At 56.4% G+C, this 20,457-nt stretch carries 14 protein-coding genes; 7 read left to right on the top strand and 7 right to left on the bottom strand.

The genetic code is table 11. The annotated features are described in order from the left end of the window. Positions 1 to 285: 285 nt before the first annotated feature. The 4 genes from hydN to WFN87_RS14125 all read left to right on the top strand — a co-directional run bounded on the left by hydN (position 286) and on the right by WFN87_RS14125 (position 6,358). Entirely contained in the window at positions 286 to 831 is a 546-nt protein-coding gene (hydN, locus tag WFN87_RS14140) for an electron transport protein HydN (RefSeq protein ID WP_008457677.1), read from the top strand. 37 nt (positions 832 to 868) lie between these two features. Then, a complete protein-coding gene (gene fdhF, locus WFN87_RS14135) occupies positions 869 to 3,019 on the top strand; it encodes a formate dehydrogenase subunit alpha (RefSeq protein WP_336983252.1) in 2,151 nt (716 codons plus the stop codon). 80 nt (positions 3,020 to 3,099) lie between these two features. Continuing rightward, entirely contained in the window at positions 3,100 to 5,358 is a 2,259-nt protein-coding gene (hypF, locus tag WFN87_RS14130) for a carbamoyltransferase HypF (RefSeq protein WP_336983251.1), read from the top strand. Next, complete coding sequence (locus WFN87_RS14125; RefSeq protein ID WP_008457672.1) at positions 5,336 to 6,358, top strand: HoxN/HupN/NixA family nickel/cobalt transporter; 1,023 nt, start codon at positions 5,336 to 5,338, stop codon at positions 6,356 to 6,358. The genes hypF and WFN87_RS14125 overlap by 23 nt, the downstream gene beginning before the upstream one ends. Before the next feature lie 39 nt (positions 6,359 to 6,397). On the opposite strand, the gene avtA is transcribed toward WFN87_RS14125, so the two are convergent. The 3 genes from avtA to WFN87_RS14110 form a co-directional block, all read right to left on the bottom strand. Continuing rightward, on the bottom strand, positions 6,398 to 7,651 hold the full coding sequence (gene avtA / locus WFN87_RS14120) for a valine--pyruvate transaminase (protein ID WP_166878906.1): 1,254 nt from the start codon (positions 7,649 to 7,651) through the stop codon (positions 6,398 to 6,400). Positions 7,652 to 7,894: 243 nt separating this feature from the next. Next, positions 7,895 to 9,925, bottom strand: a complete 2,031-nt coding sequence (locus WFN87_RS14115; RefSeq protein ID WP_336983250.1) for an alpha-amylase — start codon at positions 9,923 to 9,925, stop codon at positions 7,895 to 7,897. A gap of 118 nt (positions 9,926 to 10,043) precedes the next feature. Continuing rightward, on the bottom strand, positions 10,044 to 10,799 hold the full coding sequence (locus tag WFN87_RS14110) for a hypothetical protein (protein WP_336983249.1): 756 nt from the start codon (positions 10,797 to 10,799) through the stop codon (positions 10,044 to 10,046). 347 nt (positions 10,800 to 11,146) lie between these two features. On the opposite strand from WFN87_RS14110, the gene WFN87_RS14105 reads away from it, so the two are divergent. After that, complete coding sequence (locus tag WFN87_RS14105) at positions 11,147 to 11,983, top strand: protein bax (protein WP_008457665.1); 837 nt, start codon at positions 11,147 to 11,149, stop codon at positions 11,981 to 11,983. A gap of 60 nt (positions 11,984 to 12,043) precedes the next feature. On the opposite strand, the gene xylR is transcribed toward WFN87_RS14105, so the two are convergent. From xylR to xylF, 4 genes are all read right to left on the bottom strand, one after another. Then, complete coding sequence (xylR, locus tag WFN87_RS14100) at positions 12,044 to 13,222, bottom strand: D-xylose utilization transcriptional activator XylR (protein ID WP_336983248.1); 1,179 nt, start codon at positions 13,220 to 13,222, stop codon at positions 12,044 to 12,046. 110 nt (positions 13,223 to 13,332) lie between these two features. Further along, on the bottom strand, positions 13,333 to 14,514 hold the full coding sequence (xylH, locus tag WFN87_RS14095) for a xylose ABC transporter permease XylH (RefSeq protein WP_336983247.1): 1,182 nt from the start codon (positions 14,512 to 14,514) through the stop codon (positions 13,333 to 13,335). Continuing rightward, positions 14,492 to 16,033, bottom strand: a complete 1,542-nt coding sequence (locus WFN87_RS14090) for a xylose ABC transporter ATP-binding protein (protein ID WP_336983246.1) — start codon at positions 16,031 to 16,033, stop codon at positions 14,492 to 14,494. Before WFN87_RS14090 ends, xylH begins: the two co-directional genes overlap by 23 nt. A 50-nt stretch (positions 16,034 to 16,083) precedes the next feature. Continuing rightward, a complete protein-coding gene (xylF, locus tag WFN87_RS14085; protein WP_336983245.1) occupies positions 16,084 to 17,076 on the bottom strand; it encodes a D-xylose ABC transporter substrate-binding protein in 993 nt (330 codons plus the stop codon). Positions 17,077 to 17,447: 371 nt separating this feature from the next. On the opposite strand from xylF, the gene xylA reads away from it, so the two are divergent. Both xylA and xylB read left to right on the top strand, forming a co-directional pair. Further along, positions 17,448 to 18,770 (top strand): xylose isomerase, encoded by a 1,323-nt coding sequence (xylA, locus tag WFN87_RS14080; protein ID WP_166994889.1) that lies wholly within the window; start codon positions 17,448 to 17,450, stop codon positions 18,768 to 18,770. Between the two features lie 45 nt (positions 18,771 to 18,815). Continuing rightward, on the top strand, positions 18,816 to 20,270 hold the full coding sequence (gene xylB, locus WFN87_RS14075) for a xylulokinase (protein ID WP_312745230.1): 1,455 nt from the start codon (positions 18,816 to 18,818) through the stop codon (positions 20,268 to 20,270). Positions 20,271 to 20,457: the final 187 nt, after the last annotated feature.

Genomic DNA, 20,457 nt, shown 5'->3' with positions numbered 1-20,457 from the left:
GAAAGTGGGGGTGATCGACCTGAAGAATAAGTCGATCACCATGGGTAAAGGATGTTAAAAAGTGTTCACCATGTCTGCGAACACCTGTCTACCATGTCCCCGGACTGTACACAGGGAGAGGGCCGGGGTGAGGGTCATTAATGACTACTGTTACCAAAATGACATCGTCAAAAGTGTCGAATATCCCTCTTACCTCTCGTCAAACCCGCTAACCGCGCGGCCTGCAAATCTGGCACGCTTTATGAATAACCCCACGCAATAACACACTTATTGCAGGAGTTCATGATGAACCGCTTCATCATTGCCGATTCGAGCAAATGCATCGGCTGCCGCACTTGTGAGGTGGCGTGCGTGGTCTCTCACCAGGAGAACCAGGACTGTTCGGCGCTGACCCCCCAAACCTTCTTACCGCGTATTCACGTCATCAAAGGCGTGAATGTGTCTACCGCCACCATGTGTCGCCAGTGCGAGGACGCGCCCTGTGCCAACGTCTGCCCTAACGGCGCCATCAGCCGGGACCAGGGCTTTGTCCACGTCATGCAGGAACGCTGCATCGGCTGCAAAACCTGCGTCGTTGCCTGCCCTTATGGCGCGATGGAGGTCGTCGTGCGGCCAGTGATCCGCAACAGCGGTGCCGGTCTAAACGTGATGGCGGAAAAAGCTGAGGCCAACAAATGTGACCTTTGCTATCACCGCGAGGCTGGCCCGGCCTGCCTGGAAGCCTGCCCGACCAACGCCATCCTGTGCGTGGACCGTAACCGGCTGGAACAAATGAGCGCGGAAAAACGTCGCCGTGCCGCGTTAGATGCCCCTGCGGCGCTGACGTTCTAATCCCTTTGCATTTCAACTTTTAACAGGTCTGTTACTGATGAAAAAAATTACCAGCGTCTGCCCTTACTGCGGGGCCGGCTGCAAACTGAAACTGGTCGTTGAGAACAACAAAATTATTCGCGCCGAAGCGGCCGGGGGCGTGACTAACCAAAACGAACTCTGCCTGAAAGGCTACTACGGCTGGGATTTTCTTAACGACACCAAACTGCTGACGCCACGCCTGACGCAGCCGATGATCCGCTACGAGAAGGGCGGCAAACTGCAGCCGGTAAGCTGGGAAGAAGCGATTAGCTATACCGCTGCGCGTCTGAAGGCGATCAAAGAGCAGTTCGGCCCTCGCGCCATTATGACCACCGGTTCTTCGCGCGGAACGGGGAACGAAACCAACTTTGTGATGCAGAAATTCGCCCGCGCGGTGCTGAACACCAACAACGTCGACTGCTGCGCCCGCGTGTGCCACGGCCCAAGCGTGGCCGGGCTGCAGGCAACGCTGGGGAACGGGGCGATGAGCAACTCCATCGGCGATATCGAAAACTCCAAATGCCTGCTGGTGGTGGGCTACAACTGCGCCGATTCGCACCCTATCGTGGCTCGTCGGGTGATTAAAGCCAAAAGCAACGGCGCGAAAATCATTGTCTGCGACCCGCGCCGCATCGAAACCGCCCGCATTGCCGATCAGCATCTGCAAATCAAAAACGGCTGCAACATGGCGCTGGTGAACGCCTTTGGCTATGTCCTGCTGGAAGAGCAGCTGTACGACAAAGAGTACGTCGCCAAATATGCCGAAGGTCTGGAAGCTTACCGCGAAACCGTGAAGGACTACGCGCCGGAGGACGTCGAGCATTTAACCGGCGTACCGGCTCTGCAGGTTCGCCAGGCGATGCGTACCTTCGCCGCAGCGCCATCCGCCACCATCATGTGGGGCATGGGCGTAACCCAGTTCGGCCAGGCGGTAGACGTGGTCAAAGGGCTGTCCAGCCTGGCGCTGCTCACCGGCAACCTGGGGCGTGAAAACGTTGGCGTTGGCCCAGTACGCGGGCAGAACAACGTGCAGGGAGCCTGCGATATGGGCGTGTTGCCTAACCAGTTCCCCGGCTACCAGGATGTGGTTGATCCTGAAGTGCGCGCGAAGTTTGCTAAAGCCTGGGGGATTGACCCGGCGGTGATGGATGACAAAGTTGGCGTGCGTATTACCGAAGTGCCGCACCTGGCGATAGAGGGCAAAGTCAAAGCCTACTACATCATGGGTGAAGATCCGCTCCAGACCGAAGCGGACCTGGGCCTGGTGCGCAAAGGATTTGAGGCGCTCGACTTTGTGGTGGTGCAGGACATCTTCATGACCAAAACCGCCGAAGTCGCTGATGTGCTGCTGCCCGCCACGTCCTGGGGCGAGCACGGCGGCGTCTTTACCTGTGCCGACCGGGGCTTCCAGCGCTTCGAGAAAGCCATCGAGGCGAAATACAACGTGAAGCGCGACTGGGAAATCATCAGCCTGCTTTCGACGGCGATGGGCTACCCAATGCACTATGAAAACAACCAGCAAATCTGGGATGAGCTGCGTGAGCTGTGTCCGCTGTTTTACGGCGTCACCTACGAAAAAATGGGCGATATGGGACACGTGCAGTGGCCTTGCCCGACGCTGGACCACCCCGGTACGCCGTATCTCTACAAAGACAGCAAATTCGACACGCCAAGCGGCAAAGGGCAACTGTTTGCCGCCGCCTGGCGTGCGCCCGCCGAAGTGCCTGACGATACCTACCCGCTGGTGCTTTGCACCGTCCGCGAAGTCGGGCACTACTCCTGCCGCTCGATGACCGGTAACTGCGCGGCGCTGCAAACCCTCGCGGATGAACCCGGCTTTTTGCAAATCAACCCGCTGGATGCGGACGCGCTAGGTATCAAAGATCGGCAACTGGTCTGGGTAAGTTCGCGTCGCGGCAAGGTTATCAGCCGCGCGGACGTGAACGAGCGCATTAACAAAGGCTCCGTCTATATGACCTATCAATGGTGGATTGGCGCCTGTAACGAGCTGACTCAGGACAATCTCGACCCGATCTCCAAAACGCCGGAAACCAAATATTGCGCGGTGAACGTTAGCGCGATTGAGGATCAGGCGTGGGCGGAGAGCTATGCGCAAACGACCTATAACAGCATGAAGGCGCGGCTGCGCGAGGCGGTGGAAGCGTGATTTTTACCCTCACCCCGGATGAAGGAATCGTGGAGTCTGAACTCGATTTGTCCCCTCTCCCCTCTGGGGAGAGGGCCAGGGTGAGGGGCACCGAACTCCGCATTCGCGGCAAAGTCCAGGGCGTTGGCTTCCGCCCCTTTGTCTGGCAAATCGCACAGCGGCTGAAGCTGATGGGCGATGTCTGCAACGATGGCGAAGGCGTTGTGGTTCGTCTGGTGGCCAACCCGGAAGCGTTTCTGAGCGAACTGCACGAATACTGCCCGCCGCTGGCGCGCATCGACAGCGTGGCGCAGCAGCCAATTTTCTGGGACGTTTTGCCCCAGGACTTTAGCATTCGCCACAGCGGCCATGGCGCGATGGACACCCAAATCGTACCGGATGCCGCCACCTGCCCGGAATGCCTGCGCGAGCTTAACGATTCGACCGACCGCCGCTACCGCTACCCGTTTATCAACTGCACTCACTGTGGGCCACGTTTCACCATCATCCGGGCGATGCCTTATGACCGCCCGTCCACGGTGATGGCGGCGTTTCCGCTCTGCGCCGCCTGCGAGGAAGAATATCGCAACCCGATGGACAGGCGTTTTCACGCTCAGCCGGTAGCTTGCCCGGACTGCGGGCCGCAGATCTACTGGCAGCAGGGCGCGCAGCGACTGGACGGCGAGCTGGCGGTCGCCCTGGCCGTTGCCGCGCTGCGTGAGGGAAAAATCGTGGCGGTTAAAGGTTTGGGCGGTTTTCACCTTGCCGTGGATGCCCGTAACAATGCCGCCGTTGAACGCCTCCGGGCGCGTAAGCAGCGTCCCGCCAAACCGCTGGCGGTGATGATTGCTACGCCCGAAGGGTTGCCTGATGAGGCCATGGCGCGGCTTGCCACGCCTGCAGCGCCGGTGGTGCTGGTGGCGAGTGATGTTTTGCCTGAGCTGAGCGCTGCCGTGGCGCCGGGGCGAAACGAAACCGGCGTAATGCTGCCCGCTAACCCGCTCCAGCACCTGCTGGTTCAGGACTTTGGTGGCCCGCTGGTGATGACCTCCGGGAACCTCAACGGCAGGCCGCCAGCCATCGACAATGATCAGGCGCTTCAGGATTTGGACAGTATTGCCGACGGTTTTCTGCTGCATAACCGGGACATTCTTCAGCGCATGGACGACTCGGTGATGCGAGCCAGCGGCGAAATGCTGCGCCGTGCGCGAGGTTTTGTGCCGGATGCGCTTCCTTTGCCCGCTGGCTTTAAAGACCTGCCGCCGATTCTGGCGTTGGGGGGCGATCTCAAAAATACCTTCTGCCTGGTTCGCGGCGGGCAGGCGGTGCTGAGTCAGCATTTTGGCGATTTGGCTCAGGAGGGCGTGGAGGCCCAATGGCAAAGCTCGCTGGCGCTGATGAGCGAGATCTACGGCTTTAAGGCAGAGCATGTCGCGCTCGACGCGCATCCTTACTACCGCAGCGCGCAGGTGGGACATGACATGGCGCTTCCTGTTACTGAAGTACTGCATCACCACGCCCACACGGCGGCCTGCCTGGCCGAACACGGCTGGCCGCTGAACGGCGGCAGCGTCATTGCCCTTGTGCTGGACGGCATTGGCTATGGCGAAGCTGGCCAGCTTTGGGGCGGCGAATGCCTGCTGGTGAATTACCGGCGCTGTGTCTCTCTCGGCGGATTGCCGGCCGTGGCGTTGCCGGGGGGAGATCTGGCCGCCGTGCAGCCGTGGCGTAACCTGCTCGCCCAGTGTGAGGCGTTTGTGCCCGGCTGGCAGCGTTATCCCGAAACAGAAGCTGTGCGGGCGCAGGCGTGGCGACCTCTGGCCAAAGCGGTGGCTCGCGGAGTTAATGCTCCACTAGCCTCATCCTGCGGGCGGCTGTTTGATGCCGTTGCCACCGCGCTCAACTGTGCGCCTTACCAACAAAGCTATGAAGGCGAAGCCGCCTGTCGCCTTGAAGCCCTGGCGCTGGACGCTGGCCCCTGCTCGCACCCTGTCACGCTGCCGTTGGTGAACGGTCATCTCGATCTGGCGGCCTTCTGGCGGCAATGGTTTGGCTGGCAGGGCGAGGCCGGAGCGCGGGCCTGGGCGTTTCACGATGCCCTGGCGAAAGGCCTGTCGGCGCTGGTTCGCCATCATGCCCTGCTCACAGGCGTGACCACCGTGGCCTGCTGCGGTGGCGTGCTGCACAACCGGCTGCTGCGCGAGCGCCTGGCGTTCTATCTCTCCGATTTCACCCCTCTCTTCCCGACGCGGCTTCCCGCCGGTGACGGGGCGCTTTCCCTGGGGCAGGCAGTGGTTGCCGCTGCCCGCTATTTGAATCACCACAAGGATAAAAAAGATGTTAATGCGTGTTCTTCGTGACAACCCGCGCGCCGGCCTGCTGCTGGCGGTTTTAGTGGCTGCTAACTTTGCCGCCTGGGCCTGGGCGCTGGCGGCGTTTAACCACAGCTCGGCGCTGATGGCGGCCAGCCTGTTGGCCTGGTGCTACGGCCTGCGCCACGCGGTAGACGCCGACCATATCGCCGCGATTGATAACGTCACCCGCAAAATGATGCAGCAGGGCAAACGCCCGTTTGGCGTGGGAGCCTGGTTCTCGTTGGGTCACTCCAGCATTGTGATTCTGGCTTCTGTCGCCATTGCAGCTACTGCTGCGGCTTTCCAGCAAAAAATGGACTGGTTCCATGACGTTGGCGGCGTGATCGGCACCGCCGTGTCGGCCTGCTTCCTGCTGGCGATGGCGCTGGTTAACTTGGTCATCCTGCGTGGCGTGTGGCGCAACTTCCGCCAGCTTAAACGCGGTGAACCGCTGGCTGCAGATGCGACGGAAATGACCGGCGGCGGCATGATGAGCTGGCTGTTTAACTCTGTTTTTCGCCTGATCGGCAAAAGCTGGCACATGTACCTGGTCGGCTTCCTGTTCGGCCTCGGCTTTGACACCGCCACCGAAATTGGTGTGTTGGGCATTTCTGCCGCCAGCGCCTCCAGCGGCATGTCCATCTGGTCGATTCTGGTATTCCCGGCGCTGTTTGCCAGCGGCATGGCGCTGGTGGATACCCTCGACAACGTGATTATGGTGGGTGCCTACGGCTGGGCGTTTAACAAACCGCAGCGCAAGCTTTACTACAACATGACGATTACCGGCACTTCTGTGGTGGTGGCGTTGTTTATCGGTGGGCTTGAAGCGCTGGGCCTGCTGGCTGATAAATTCCAGTTAGAGGACGGGATCTGGCAGTGGGTTGGCGCGCTCAACGACAACCTCGGCAACGCCGGATTTGTTGTGGTCGGGCTGTTTATCGCCTGCTGGGGGATTTCGATGCTGAACTACCGCTGGAAAGGCTATGACGCTTTAGTGGTGAGATAAGAAAACGGGGCATTAAGCCCCGTTTTACATTGTTACTCGTTATTCGGCTTCCGCCCAGGCTCGCTCAATCTCTTCAGCCAGGATTTTCACCCCTGCCTCGATCTTTTCCGGCTCCGGGACATAGTTCATGCGCATGCACTGGTGCGTGTGCGGCCACGGCTTGTCCAGCCCCGGGAAGAAGTAATCGCCCGGCACCATCAGCACGCCGCGCTTTTTCAGGCGCTGGTACAGCAGCTCGGTGGTGATCGGCAGGTCTTTAAACCACAACCACAGGAAGATAGCGCCTTCCGGCTTGTGGATCAGGCAGCGTTCCGGCGACAGATAGCGGCGGAGTACGGCGATAGTCTCCTGCACGCGCTGGTAGTAAAACGGCTTGATAACCGTTTCAGACAGGCGCAGCAGATCGTTCCGCTTAATCATTTCGCAGGCCATGGCTGGGCCAATGCCGCCCGGCGCCAGGCTGATAATGCCGTTCATGTTACTGATGGCGGAGATGATTTTCTCGTTAGCGATAATGATCCCACAGCGGCTGCCCGGCAGGCCGAGCTTGGACAGACTCATGCACAGGATGATGTTCGGGTTCCACAGCGGGCGGGCTTCGCTAAAGATGATGCCGGGGAAAGGCACGCCGTAGGCGTTATCGATCACCAGCGGAATGCCGTGCTGGTTCGCCAGCGCGTCCAGCTTCATCAGTTCTTCGTCGGTGATTACGTTGCCGGTCGGGTTCGTCGGACGAGATACGCAGATCATGCCGGTATCTTCGCCGATATGCAGGTGTTCGAAGTCAACGTGGTACTTAAACTGGCCTTCCGGCAACAGTTCGATGTTCGGACGGGTGGAGACAAACAGCTCTTCTTCCAGTCCGGCATCCGCGTAGCCAATGTACTCCGGCGCCAGCGGGAAGAGCACCTTTTTGGTGCGACCATCCGCATGACGTCCGGCGAAAAGGTTAAACAAGTAGAAAAATGCACTCTGACTGCCGTTTGTTAGTGCAATATTCTGTGGTTCGATGTCCCAACCCAGTTCATCGCGCAGCATACCGGCAAGCAATTTTAGCAGTTCACTTTTCCCCTGCGGACCGTCGTAGTTGCATAGCGTGTCGGTCAGTTTACCGCTGGCCAGCATCTCGGAAAGCAGCTGCTGGAAGTAGTCGTTCATCGCCGGGATCTGCGCAGGGTTGCCACCGCCAAGCATGATGGCGCCTGGTGTGCGCAGGCCGTCGTTGAGATCCTCCATCAGGCGGGTGATGCCTGCATGGCGGGTGAATTTATCGCCGAAAAGTGAAAACGTCATAACGTGGGTCTGCTGAATACTTTTGAAAAGAGGCTAACCATAGCGCTACAAATAACGCCGTGCAAACCCGGTAAGCATAGCCACTGTTGGCGAATATGCTGTGTGATTTGTGCTGTGCAGCAGGATATGTTGAAGCCGGGCGCTCTTTTCAGGGATGTGGCGTTATTACCCTCACCCTAACCCTCTCCCTCACGGAGAGGGAATAAACCGCTTATTTTCTCCCTTGCTGAGGGGCTTTAACGCCTATGGATTGCCCGCCCACACCACGATCACCTTGTCATCCCCGCTGACCCGGCTAAAGGCATAGCCCTGTTTTACGCTCAACGTGGTTTGTTTTCCTGCGCCGATGGCCTGGTGGCGGGCGCGGAACTGGCTCAGCTTCTGCCAGTGGGCAAGCGTTGTGGCCTGCGGGCCGGTGGCATCCTGCCAGTTCATGTCTGAGCGGGTGCCCTGTAGCGGGTCAGAGCCCGTCGGGCCAAACGGCCTTTGGGTTTCATCCCCGTAGAAAATCTGCACCGCGCCTGGCGTGAGCAGCAACAGCTCCGCCGCTTTTTGTCCACCTTCCCGGAACAGGCGGGTGTCGTGGGAGGAGAGGTAGCTCAGCACGTTGAATTGCTGAAGTTTGTCAGACATTTGCTGCCAGGTCGGGCCAATCGTGGCCAGGCAATCTACGGCTTTGGCCGCCTGTTCCTGATAGTCGAAGTTGATCATCGCGTCGAAGCCGCTGGCGTAGTAGTCGCTTTTCATCACGCCGTGCCCCCAGGCTTCGCCCGTCATCCAGAACGGTGCATCGTCAATTTTTTTGTCCGGGTTGACTTGTTTCCATTCAGCCAATGCCGCGCTGGACTGTGTTTTTAATTGCTCCCAGGCCGCTTTTTCGACGTGTTTTGCCGTATCGACCCTGAAGCCATCAATGCCGTAGTCACGCACCCACTGACTTAGCCAGTGGGTCAGGTAATCGCGAACCGTGTAGCCCGGAATCGCCTTTGCAGCGGTATCCGGCTTGCGGCTGTAAAACGCCGGTAATTCTGCTGGCGCGGTCGCTTCGGTTTTCAAATCGGGCAGGAAGGCGAGCGACATGGTTAAATCGTCAAAGCCGGGATTGTCGTAATCGCCAATATCCGTTCTGATCCAGGCTTTGCCCCACCACTTATCCCACGCGGCCTTGTCGCTGAAGTTGATGTAATCGTTTAAGCTGTGCCAGCTTTGGCCCGGGGCTGGCTTCCAGTCAGTCCAGCGCTCGCCGAGGGTTTTTTTAAGTTCATCACCTTTGAGATAGAGGGCGCCAAACTGGTATGCCTGCATGTCGGCGAGCGTCGCGTATCCGGTGTGATTCATCACGACGTCAAACAGAATGCGGATCCCGCGCTGATGGGCTTCATCCACCAGTCGGCGGAGATCGGCTTCGTTGCCCATGTTGGCATCAAGCTTCGTCCAGTCCTGGGTGTAATAGCCGTGGTAGGCGTAATGCGGGAAATCACCTTTGGTGCCGCCGCCCACCCAGCCGTGAATTTGCTCCAGCGGGGAGCTTATCCAGAGCGCGTTAACGCCAAGCTGCTGCAGGTAATCCAGTTTGCTGGTCAGCCCGGCAAGGTCGCCGCCGTGGAAGGTGCCTATTTCCTGCATGCCGTCTTTATGGCGGCCATAGCTGTGGTCGTTCGCCGGGTTGCCGTTTTCAAAACGGTCGGTGAGAACGAAATAGACCGTCGCATTCTGCCAGCTAAACGGGGCAGGCTTCGCCACAGTGGCAGATTCCAGCAGCAATAAAGCGTCGCTTCCGGCCGCGGGCATCAGCGTGATGTGGCCTTGCTCAACCTGGGCCGTATTCCCGCTGTAGAAATCCCGCACAACCGATCCTTCAGCAAAAGTGCTGCTGACATCGACGTTGAGCGGCTTTCCATCCCATTTCGGGCACTGCGCCATCACTTGCAGGGGCTGACTGCTGGCCTCCGGCTGAAGGGTCAGCATCAGCGTTGGCGTCCCGCTGCGGGTATCTATTTGCGCCTGGTACTCTCCGGCGCGGAAAACCCGCCACGTCGGGGCATCCCCGGCGCAGGGCGTCAGGGACAGAACCTGATTAAGTTTGATGGCCTCTGAGGGCTGCCAGCATTGATTATCCTGCGTCAGCCTGAGGGGAAGGGTACTTTTATCGAGGTCTGTTGCGCTGGTAAACAAGCCCGGATGTGTGGCCTGAAAAGCAGAAAGCCCAGGCGCGTTCCAGCCCGCGAATGCAAGGCAGGGCGTGAACAACAGGCAGAGAGAGAGTCGTGTCATACGCATCATCCAGTCAGGATTTATTGCGCAGTTTGCCATGCCCCTGGAAACATGCGCTCATCCTGCCCGTGTGTTTTACTGGGTGTAGCCGCCGGGGTGAGTGACGGCGTTAACGTTTTTATTTGTTCGTTAACCAGTGGCCGAAGTGGGCGCTCAGCGTGTTGCGGGTGGCGAGCAGCTCATCGATTGTTTTGGTGAGTCTGGCGTTCAGGGTTTCACACTGCTCAAAGCTGTAATGGTTATCGGCGCGCAGATTCTCGAGTTTTTCCTGCAGGATCGCCACTTCCGCTTCCGCTTTGTAGCGCGCTTCCTGCTGGGTTTTAATCAGCTCGTCGGCGGCTTCCAGGCGCTGATGAAGCTCGGTTTTTTCCCGCTGATGTGTCTCCAGCAGCCCGGAGCCGGACTCTTTCTGGCGGTTCAGCAGGCTTTTCAGCTCGTCGATTTCCCGCTGCATCACGCTGCGCACCAGGGCAGATTCTTTCAGGTGCATTTCCTGACTGATATTCAGCGCTTTCTGGAGCTCTGTGACCTGTTTTTCATATCGTTGCAGGCGGGTGGTTGTTTCTACGGTGTTACCCTGAGCGGAGCGCTGCTGGGCTTCTCGCAGCTGGGCAAGCAGGCTGGTGGAGAGTGACTCAGCTTCTCTCAGGCGACGGAGGGTTTCCGGCGAGTCCTGGTAAACCGTTTTGGTTTGCGGCGGTTTTTCACTGATGCGAACAAGATTAACGTTGACTAATGCTGCGCTAACCTCGGCCTGAATTTGCTCTTTATTATGCGCTTTCATACGGTTGCACGCGCTGGCAAGGAAGCTTGCGGCTTCGTTAGCGTTCGCCGTTGCAAAGGCTTTTTTTATCAGGTTCTGCACCAGGCTCATGTTGCCAGTTTTCCTGTATCAAATGTTATTTGAGCGCCTTAACCCCGGTCGTTACGCCGTCAGGCTATTGCCGCCGCCACCTTAAAAATATAACCAATAATCTCACTCTCTAAATGCGGGAATCATCCTCCGCAGTGCATTTTTTTACTGTGCCGCGAAGTGTGATTAAGCCCCGAATTTTACAATACTTTTTATCACCATAAGAAGTTCATAGGTGACATTGTTTCGGAATAGTACTATTTCTAAAGGTGCTCTGAGCGGTTAATTTTGATATAATTCGCCTCTGTTTTTCTAAAACCTTTTAAAAAATAAAGCACTGGAAACGATCGATCCGACCAGGAGAGCTAATGATATCACCCCCATTTCGACGATTCGGGGCCGCGATACTCATGTTGCTGACCGTGGGCTTTTCAAGTCACGCGCTCGCCAGTAAACATGAGCCTAAATCGCACAGCAAGGCCCATATAACGAAAGTAAGCAGCAAGAAAGCGGTAAGCAGTAAACTGGCAAGTAGTAAAAAAGAGTATTCTCGCAATAGTGAAAATGGTTCGCTTCCTGATTTGCGAAAATACCCTTCCGGGACACCAAGGAAAAAAGCGTTTCTCCGGACGGTCATGCCATATATTACCCGCCAAAATGCAGCGATAACTGCCGACCGTAACTGGTTGATTTCAAAGCAGTACGAAAAGCGCTGGTCGCCGACTGAGCGTGCACGTCTGAAAGAAATTACCCAGCGTTACAAGGTGGCATGGCGCGGCAATACCAACCGTGTGCCGTGGAACAGCCTGCTGGAAAAAGTCGATATCATTCCTACCAATATGGTGGCGACAATGGCAGCGGCGGAAAGCGGCTGGGGCACATCTAAACTTGCCCGCAGCAACAACAATCTGTTTGGCATGAAGTGCACCAAGCGCCATTGCAACAGCGAGCCCGGTAAAGTGAAAGGTTACCTGCATTACGGCTCTGTGAATGAAGGCGTGAATGCTTACGTCGCTAACCTGAATACCCATCCGGCCTATTCTTCGTTCCGTAAAGAGCGTGCCAAGCTGCGCAAAGCGGATCAGGAAGTGACGGCTAATAATATGATTCACAAGCTGAAAGGGTATTCGGCGAAAGGCTCAAGCTATAATAACTTCCTGTTCGCGATGTATCAGAGCAACCAGCGTTTAATGCTGCCGAATTAATTTTCATTGCCTGAATGAAATAAACAATGCCCTCTTCGGAGGGCATTGTTATTTAGAGGTTTAAACTAAAATTTCGCTAAAGCGATCGCGGTGTTCTTTAGGCGTGGCGTCATACTCTTTTTTAAATACCGAATAGAAATATTGCAAAGACGGGTAGCCGCACATCTGTGATATTTCATTGATAGATAAAGAAGTTGAAATCAGTAGGCTGCGCGCTTTTTCTAGTTTTTCGGCGTGGATTACCGCGTGAATCGTCTCGCCGACCTCTTCTTTAAAACGTTTCTCCAGGTTCGAACGTGAGATCCCGACCGCATCCAGCACTTGTTCGACCTTGATCCCTTTGCAGGCGTGATTGCGGATGTAGTGCATCGCCTGGATTACCGCCGGGTCATGCAGAGAGCGATAATCCGTGGAGCGGCGTTCCACAACCCTCACCGGCGGCACTAGCACACGCTGGAGCGGCAGGATTTCGCTGTCCAGCAGGCGGTGTAGCAGTTTGGCGGCCTGGTAGCCCATCTGACGTGTACCCTGTGCTACTGACGAAAGCGCGACCCGCGATAAATAACGGGTCAGCTCCTCGTTATCGATGCCGATAACGCAAAGCTTTTCCGGGACGGGGATATGCAGGTGCTCGCAGACCTGCAGCAGGTGTCGGGCTCGGGCGTCCGTGACCGCAATAATGCCGGTTTGCGGCGGCAGCGTTTGTACCCAGTCCGCCAGGCGGTTTTGGGCGTGCTGCCAGTTTTCTGGTGCCGTTTCTATGCCCTGATAAACCACGCCCCGGTACTTTTCCTTCGCAACCAATTGACGAAAAGCGTGCTCTCGTTCGGCCGCCCAACGTTTGCCGCTCGAGCCGGGCAACCCATAAAACGCAAAACGCTGCACGCCTTTCTCTTTCAGGTGCAGGAAGGCGCTTTCCACCAGCGCGTGGTTGTCGGTCGCGATGTAATGCACTGAGGGATAGTGCTCCGGCGTGTGGTAGGAGCCACCGACGCCGACAATCGGGACTTCGGCGCTTTCCAGCAAGTGTTCAATCTCCCGATCGTCAAAATCGGCAATCACGCCGTCGCCCAGCCACTCTTTGATATTATCGATCCGGGCGCGAAAGTCCTCTTCGATAAAAATGTCCCATTCTGACTGAGAGGCCTGCAAATATTCCCCCACGCCTTCGACTACCTGACGGTCATAGACTTTATTGGCGTTGAATAGCAGCGTAATGCGATGACGTTTCTCAAACATGCCGATAGTTTCCCGTAGCTAACCAGATGTCTGCATATCACAGCCGCGAGCGCGCCGGGGAACGCCACCCCGGCATTGTGATCGTTTGCACGTTTTGCCCGCCAGGCACATTACGCCCGGCGTTTGGTCGCAGAATCCATCCACACCGCGAGCAGCAAAATGGCGCCTTTCACTATGTACTGCCAGAAGGTCGGGACGTCCATCATGCTCATGCCGTTGTCGAGCGAAGCCATAATAAATGCCCCCATCACCGCACCGGAAACGCTGCCGATACCACCCGCCAGGCTGGTTCCACCAATAACACAGGCGGCAATGGCATCCAGTTCGGCGATGTTCCCGGCGGAAGGTGAGCCTGCTCCGAGGCGCGAGCTAAGAATCAGCCCGGCAATCGCCACCATCAGGCCGTTTATAGCAAACACCGCTAGCTTGGTACGCTCAACGTTGATTCCCGAAAGGCGCGCAGCATCAATATTGCCGCCGATGGCGTAGATGCGGCGGCCAAACGCAGTTCGGGTAGCCATAAACATCCCGGCGAGCAGCAGCAGCGCAAGGATCAGTACCGGCGTGGGAACGCCGCGATAGTCGTTCAACAGCCAGATGGCGCCGAGTACGATCACGGCGGTGATTGCCTGGCGGCCAACAACGCCACCCGACGCGGGCGCGGCAAGGCCCAGAGCCTGACGGCGAATGCGTAGCCGCCATTGCCAGGCAATAAAGCCCATCAAACCGATAACGCCAACGGTAAAGCCAATGCCGTCTGACAGGTAGCTTTGCCCGATTTGCGACATGGCTCCGCTGGTAGGTGACACGGTGGTGCCATTGGTGATGCCGATTAAAATTCCCCGAAACGCCAGCATGCCCGCGAGCGTGACGATAAACGACGGCACTTTGCGATAGGCAATCCACCATCCGTTCCATGCCCCGAGAACCAGGCCCAGGGCCAGCGTGACAACAATCGTGAGTGGCAGAGGCCAGCCGAGCCAGACGTCAAAAATGGCCGCTACGCCGCCCAGAAGACCCATCATTGAGCCAACCGAGAGGTCGATTTCAGCCGAAATAATGACGAACACCATGCCCACCGCGAGGATGCCGGTAATGGCCGTTTGCCGAAGGAGGTTGGAGACGTTGCGGGCGCTCAGGTAAGCGCCGTCCGTTTGCCACGTAAAGAACAGCATGATGACCAGGATGGCAGCAATCATGACAAAAACCTGCAAATTCAGCGATTTTAATGCCCCAACGGAGGCGCGGCCTGGTGCCGTCAGTTTCATTTCAGACAAATTGCTTTTCGACATGGGGGTCACTCCTCAGGGCGGCTTCCATGACCTTTTCCTGGGTCAGATTATGGTTAATCAAATCGGCTTTAATGCGGCCTTCGTGCATCACCAGTACGCGATCGCTCAGGCCGAGCACTTCCGGTAGTTCAGAGGAGATGACAATGACGGCGATCCCCTGCTGCACCAGTTGATTGATAAGTTTGTAGATCTCGTATTTCGCGCCAATGTCGATGCCTCGAGTGGGTTCATCGAGTATCAGGATGCGCGGATTAAGCAGCAGGCAGCGGGCAAGAATTGCTTTTTGCTGGTTCCCACCGCTCAGGCGGCCAATCGCCAGGCTGGGCGATGACGTTTTGACTTTCAGGCGTGTCAGCGACTGCAGCATGCAGTGCTGCTCTTGCGCTTCATCCAGGCTGCTTAGTGCGCCAGTAAACTGACTCAATGCGGCAAGCGTGATGTTTTGCCCCACGGCCATGACCGGCACGATGCCGTCCTTCTTACGATCTTCCGGCACCATGGCGATGCCGTGAGCGATAGCCTGCTGACAGTTATTGATACGAACCTGCTGCCCATCGATGTAGATATTTCCTTCCCAGCGCCCCTGCCAAACGCCAAACAGACACTGCACCGCCTCGGTTCTTCCGGCCCCGACCAAACCGGCAATGCCCAGGATTTCCCCTTTTCGCAGAGAAAAAGAGGCATCGTTGACCCGCTTGATGTGCCGGTTGACCGGGTGCCATGCGGTCAGGTGTTCGACGCGCAGGATCTCATCGCCGGTATGGTGTGGTTCGCTGGGGTACAGCGCGGTCAGTTCCCGGCCAACCATCATGGTGATGATATCGTCCTCGCTCATCTGCCTGGCTTCACGGGTGCCGATGGGCTGCCCGTCGCGAATCACGCAGATGGTGTCGGAAATGGCTTTGACTTCATTGAGCTTGTGGGAGATATAAATACAGGCGATGCCGTGCGCCTGCAGATCGCGAATTATCCTGAGCAGTACGGCGGTTTCCTGCTCGGTGAGCGAAGCGGTGGGTTCGTCCAGAATCAGCAACCGCACCTGCTTGTTCAGCGCCTTCGCGATCTCAACCAATTGCTGCTGCCCCAGTCCTAAATCTCCTACGCGAGTTTCCGGGGAGAGCGTAAGGTTCACCTGGGCAAGCAGCTTCTGGCAGCGTAACGTCATGGCATCGAAGTCGAGCAGGCCGTGGCGCGTAATTTCTACGCCGAGGAAGATGTTTTCCAGCACCGTAAGATGCTTCACCATCGCCAGTTCCTGATGAATGATGGCGATGCCTTTGCGCTCAGTGTCGCGAATATGACTCGCCTGCAGCGGCTCACCGGCAAACCAGATCTCACCTTCATAGCTGCCGTGAGGGTAAATACCACACAGCACTTTCATCAGCGTGGATTTGCCCGAGCCATTTTCACCGCACAGCGACATCACTTCTCCAGCGTCCAGGGCCAGACTTACGTTATCCACGGCTTTTACTTGCCCAAAGGATTTGGTGATGTTTTTCATTTCCAACAAATGAGGCATAAGGCTCCTCCTGGTGAAAGAGAAGGCCCGCGTATGCGCAGGCCCGGTGGCTACAGATCGCTCTTTTTGTGGAAACCGTCGGCAATGACGGTGCTGTCGATATTGGTTTTTTCCACCTCAATAGGCGTCAGGAGGCGGGAGGGAACATCTTTCAGGCCATTATTTAATGTGGCATCTGCGGCTGGTTGTTTACCTTCCCCCAGCTCGACGGCAATTTCGGCGGCGGTATCTGCCAGTTTGGTAATAGGTTTATAGACGGTCATTGTTTGGGTACCGGCAATAATGCGCTTAATGCCCGCGAGATCGGCATCCTGACCTGAAATAGCCACTTTCCCCGCCAGCCCCTGCGCGCTAAGCGCCTGAATTGCACCGCCCGCAGTGGCGTCGTTGGAGGCGACAACGGCATCAATCTTGTTATTGTTTGCGGTCAGGGCATTTTCCATAATTTTCAGCGCGTTTTCCGGCAGCCAGCCGTCAACCCACTGATCGCCGACGACTTTAATTTTTCCATCGTCGATATAAGGCTTTAATACTTTCATCTGCCCGGCGCGGAATAATTTCGCATTATTATCCACCGGCGAACCGCCCATTAAGAAGTAATTCCCCTGCGGCACTTTACTCACAATGCTTTTTGCTTGTAATTCACCGACTTTTTCATTGTCGAAAGAAATATAAAAATCAATGTCAGCATTATTAATCATGCGGTCGTAGGCGAGCACTTTAATGCCTTCGCGTTTAGCTTCTGCAACCACGTTACTTAATACCTGGCCGTTGTAGGGGATAATCACTAATACATCAACACCGCGGTTAATCATATTTTCAATTTGCGACATCTGGGTTTCTTCGTTGCCATTAGCGGACTGGACAAAAACTTTCGCCCCCAACGATTCCGCTTTTTTCACAAAAATATCGCGATCTTTTTGCCAGCGCTCCAGACGAAGGTCGTCAATCGCCATACCGATTTTCACTTCTTTTGCGATGCCGCTTACGCTGGTCAGGATAAGTGAGGCGCATAGCGTAACTAAGGTGTTCTTTATCTTCATGTTATTTACCTGTAGGGGGAAAGTGGCTTATCGGAATAAAGAGTGATTCATATCAGCAGACGGTTTGAATTGTTATCGTTCATGGAGAAAGCATCAATTACTGATTTTTATCTTCGCGTTATGTTTTTTTGTTTAATCGTAAAATTATGATGGCGATCTGATTTCATATTGAATGACCAGCCTGTTGCACTAATTTATGGAAGCAGTTACGCGATGTTTATTTATTATTTTATTCTTTTTTTGCGAGGTGACGCACATTTGAGTATTCTCTCAATCCCAGAGTGAAATAACGTAATTGAGCAACCGTCAGGGAAAACTCAGGATGAGCTGACCAGCTATCCTGCCGCAGTTTTCTGATGACGGAGTTAACTATGCAAGCTTATTTCGACCAACTCGATCGCGTGCGTTTTGAAGGCCCTAAAACCACCAACCCACTGGCGTTTCGTCACTACAATCCGGATGCATTAATTCTTGGAAAACGCATGGAAGAGCACCTGCGTTTTGCGGCCTGCTACTGGCACACATTCTGCTGGACGGGCGCGGATATGTTCGGCGTGGGTGCTTTCGAACGCCCGTGGCAGCAGGCCGGAGACGCTATGGCGCTTGCGAAGCGCAAGGCCGACGTGGCGTTTGAGTTTTTCCAGAAACTGGGCGTGCCGTATTACTGTTTTCATGATGTTGACGTGTCGCCTGAAGGCTCGTCGCTTAAGGAATATCTGAACAATTTTGCACAGATGACGGAAGTCCTGGCGCAAAAACAACAGGACAGCGGCGTGAAGCTGCTGTGGGGCACGGCTAACTGCTTTACCCACCCCCGCTACGGCGCTGGGGCAGCAACGAATCCCGATCCCGAAGTGTTTACCTGGGCGGCGACGCAAGTCGTGACGGCAATGAACGCCACGCATCAACTGGGCGGGGAAAACTATGTGCTATGGGGCGGGCGTGAAGGGTATGAAACCCTGCTGAATACCGACCTGCGGCAGGAGCGCGAGCAAATCGGGCGCTTTATGCAAATGGTCGTTGAGCACAAGCATAAAATCGGCTTCCGTGGCGCGTTGCTTATCGAACCGAAGCCGCAGGAACCGACCAAGCATCAGTACGATTACGACGTGGCGACGGTCTACGGCTTCCTGAAGCAGTTTGGTCTCGAAAAAGAGATAAAGGTTAACATTGAGGCTAACCACGCGACGCTCGCCGGTCACTCATTCCACCACGAAATCGCCAGCGCGATTGCACTGGGTATTTTTGGCTCGGTGGATGCTAACCGGGGCGATCCGCAGCTGGGCTGGGATACCGATCAGTTCCCGAACAGCGTCGAGGAAAATGCGCTGGTGATGTATGAGATCCTGAAAGCTGGCGGGTTCACGACGGGTGGCCTGAACTTTGACGCCAAAGTGCGCCGCCAGAGTACCGACAAATATGACCTGTTTTATGGTCATATCGGCGCCATGGATACGATGGCGCTGGCGCTGAAAGTGGCTGCCCGCATGGTTGAAGACGGCGAGCTTGATAAACGTGTCGCCAAACGCTACGCCGGGTGGAATAGTGAGCTGGGCCAGCAAATTCTTAAAGGGCAGATATCGCTCACGCAGCTGGCGCAGTACGCTGAGCAGCACAAGCTGGCCCCGCAGCATCAAAGCGGGCATCAGGAGCGGCTGGAAAACCTGATTAACCACTATTTGTTCGATAACTAAACTTGTTTGCGCCGCTGAAAAGCGGCGCGATATTAAGGAGCTACCATGTATATCGGCATCGATCTTGGCACCTCAGGCGTGAAGGCGATCCTGCTCAGTGAAGCAGGTGAGGTGATGGCTACATGCAGCGAGCCGCTGACTGTATCCCGGCCTCATTCCCTGTGGTCCGAGCAAGATCCCGAACACTGGTGGCAGGCAACGGACCGTGCAATGCGGGCGTTGGGCGTGAAACATGCACTCAGCGGTGTAAAGGCGATTGGGCTTGCGGGTCAGATGCATGGGGCAACGTTGCTGGACAGCAAACAGCGCGTACTCCGCCCGGCTATCCTTTGGAACGATGGCCGCAGCGGCGAGGAATGTGCGCTGCTGGAGAGCAACGTAGAAGAGGCAAGAGCGATAACCGGCAACCTGATGATGCCCGGCTTTACCGCGCCTAAGCTTCTGTGGGTCGAGCGTCATGAGCCGGAGATCTTTGCGCAAATCAATAAAGTGCTTCTGCCGAAGGATTATCTGCGTCTTAGAATGACCGGAGAATTCGCCAGCGACATGTCCGATGCGGCAGGCACGATGTGGCTGGATGTGGCTAAGCGCGACTGGAGCGACACAATGCTCGATGCCTGTCGCCTCTCCCGGCGGCATATGCCTGAATTGTTTGAGGGCAGTGAAATAACCGGTGTACTAACGCGAGAAGTTGCAGAAGCCTGGAAAATGCCTGCTGTGCCCGTTGTGGCGGGAGGAGGAGACAATGCCGCTGGAGCTATCGGCGTCGGCATGGTTGATGCCGGACAGGCAATGCTTTCGCTCGGGACATCCGGGGTTTACTTTGCCGTCAGCGACGGCTTCCGCAGCAGGCCGGAAAGTGCAGTACACAGTTTTTGCCATGCGTTACCTAACCGCTGGCATTTGATGTCGGTGATGCTCAGCGCGGCCTCCTGCCTTGACTGGGCAGCTAAACTCACTGGCCTCGGCAGCGTACCGGCTCTACTGGCGGCGGCGGAACAGGCAAATCAGGACGCCGGTGTGGTTTGGTTCCTGCCTTATCTTTCCGGGGAGCGTACTCCGCATAATAACCCGCAGGCTAAAGGCACCTTTTTTGGTCTGACCCATCAGCACGGCCCCGCCGAGCTTGCCCGCGCGGTGCTGGAAGGCGTGGGCTACGCGTTGGCGGACGGCATGGACGTTGTGCACGAATGCGGTATTACGCCGGACAGCGTCACGCTGATTGGCGGCGGCGCACGTAGCCCGTACTGGCGGCAAATGCTGGCGGATATCAGCGGCCAGGTGCTGGATTACCGCACCGGCGGCGACGTTGGGCCCGCGCTTGGGGCGGCGCGCCTGGCGCAAATCGCGCTCTCACCGGGCCAGCCTTTACAGACTCTGTTACCTCAGCCGCCGCTGGAGCAAAGGCATCAGCCTGATTTGGCTCGCCATCAGCGCTATGCCGGGCGGCGCCAGGTCTTTAACCAGATTTATCAGCAGCTGCTGCCGCTGATGTCCTGAGTGTCGTGTTCACTTTCCCCTCACCTTATTCCTCCCCTCAAGGTGGCAAGGGGGATCACAAGCTAAGGTTGGCATGATTTATTCCCTCTCCCTTCCAGGGAGAGGGAATAAATTGCGGTTGAAGAAGATGCTGGACGTACAGCGAGGCGTTCATCGTCTCAAACCAACACTATCCTGTCCGTTTTTG

It is taken from the genome of Cedecea sp. AS113, from assembly GCF_037152415.1.
Taxonomy (GTDB): Bacteria; Pseudomonadota; Gammaproteobacteria; order Enterobacterales; family Enterobacteriaceae; genus Cedecea.
This window is presented reverse-complemented; position numbering and strand designations above follow the sequence as displayed.

Excerpts from the sequence above, each read along its gene's own strand:
- hydN (WP_008457677.1), top strand. The coding sequence starts at position 286 with ATGAACCGCTTCATCATTGCCGATTCGAGCAAATGCATCGGCTGCCGC.
- fdhF (WP_336983252.1), top strand. The coding sequence starts at position 869 with ATGAAAAAAATTACCAGCGTCTGCCCTTACTGCGGGGCCGGCTGCAAA.
- WFN87_RS14125 (WP_008457672.1), top strand. The coding sequence starts at position 5,336 with ATGTTAATGCGTGTTCTTCGTGACAACCCGCGCGCCGGCCTGCTGCTG.
- avtA (WP_166878906.1), bottom strand. The coding sequence starts at position 7,651 with ATGACGTTTTCACTTTTCGGCGATAAATTCACCCGCCATGCAGGCATC.
- WFN87_RS14115 (WP_336983250.1), bottom strand. The coding sequence starts at position 9,925 with ATGACACGACTCTCTCTCTGCCTGTTGTTCACGCCCTGCCTTGCATTC.
- WFN87_RS14110 (WP_336983249.1), bottom strand. The coding sequence starts at position 10,799 with ATGAGCCTGGTGCAGAACCTGATAAAAAAAGCCTTTGCAACGGCGAAC.
- WFN87_RS14105 (WP_008457665.1), top strand. The coding sequence starts at position 11,147 with ATGATATCACCCCCATTTCGACGATTCGGGGCCGCGATACTCATGTTG.
- xylR (WP_336983248.1), bottom strand. The coding sequence starts at position 13,222 with ATGTTTGAGAAACGTCATCGCATTACGCTGCTATTCAACGCCAATAAA.
- xylH (WP_336983247.1), bottom strand. The coding sequence starts at position 14,514 with ATGTCGAAAAGCAATTTGTCTGAAATGAAACTGACGGCACCAGGCCGC.
- WFN87_RS14090 (WP_336983246.1), bottom strand. The coding sequence starts at position 16,033 with ATGCCTCATTTGTTGGAAATGAAAAACATCACCAAATCCTTTGGGCAA.
- xylF (WP_336983245.1), bottom strand. The coding sequence starts at position 17,076 with ATGAAGATAAAGAACACCTTAGTTACGCTATGCGCCTCACTTATCCTG.
- xylA (WP_166994889.1), top strand. The coding sequence starts at position 17,448 with ATGCAAGCTTATTTCGACCAACTCGATCGCGTGCGTTTTGAAGGCCCT.
- xylB (WP_312745230.1), top strand. The coding sequence starts at position 18,816 with ATGTATATCGGCATCGATCTTGGCACCTCAGGCGTGAAGGCGATCCTG.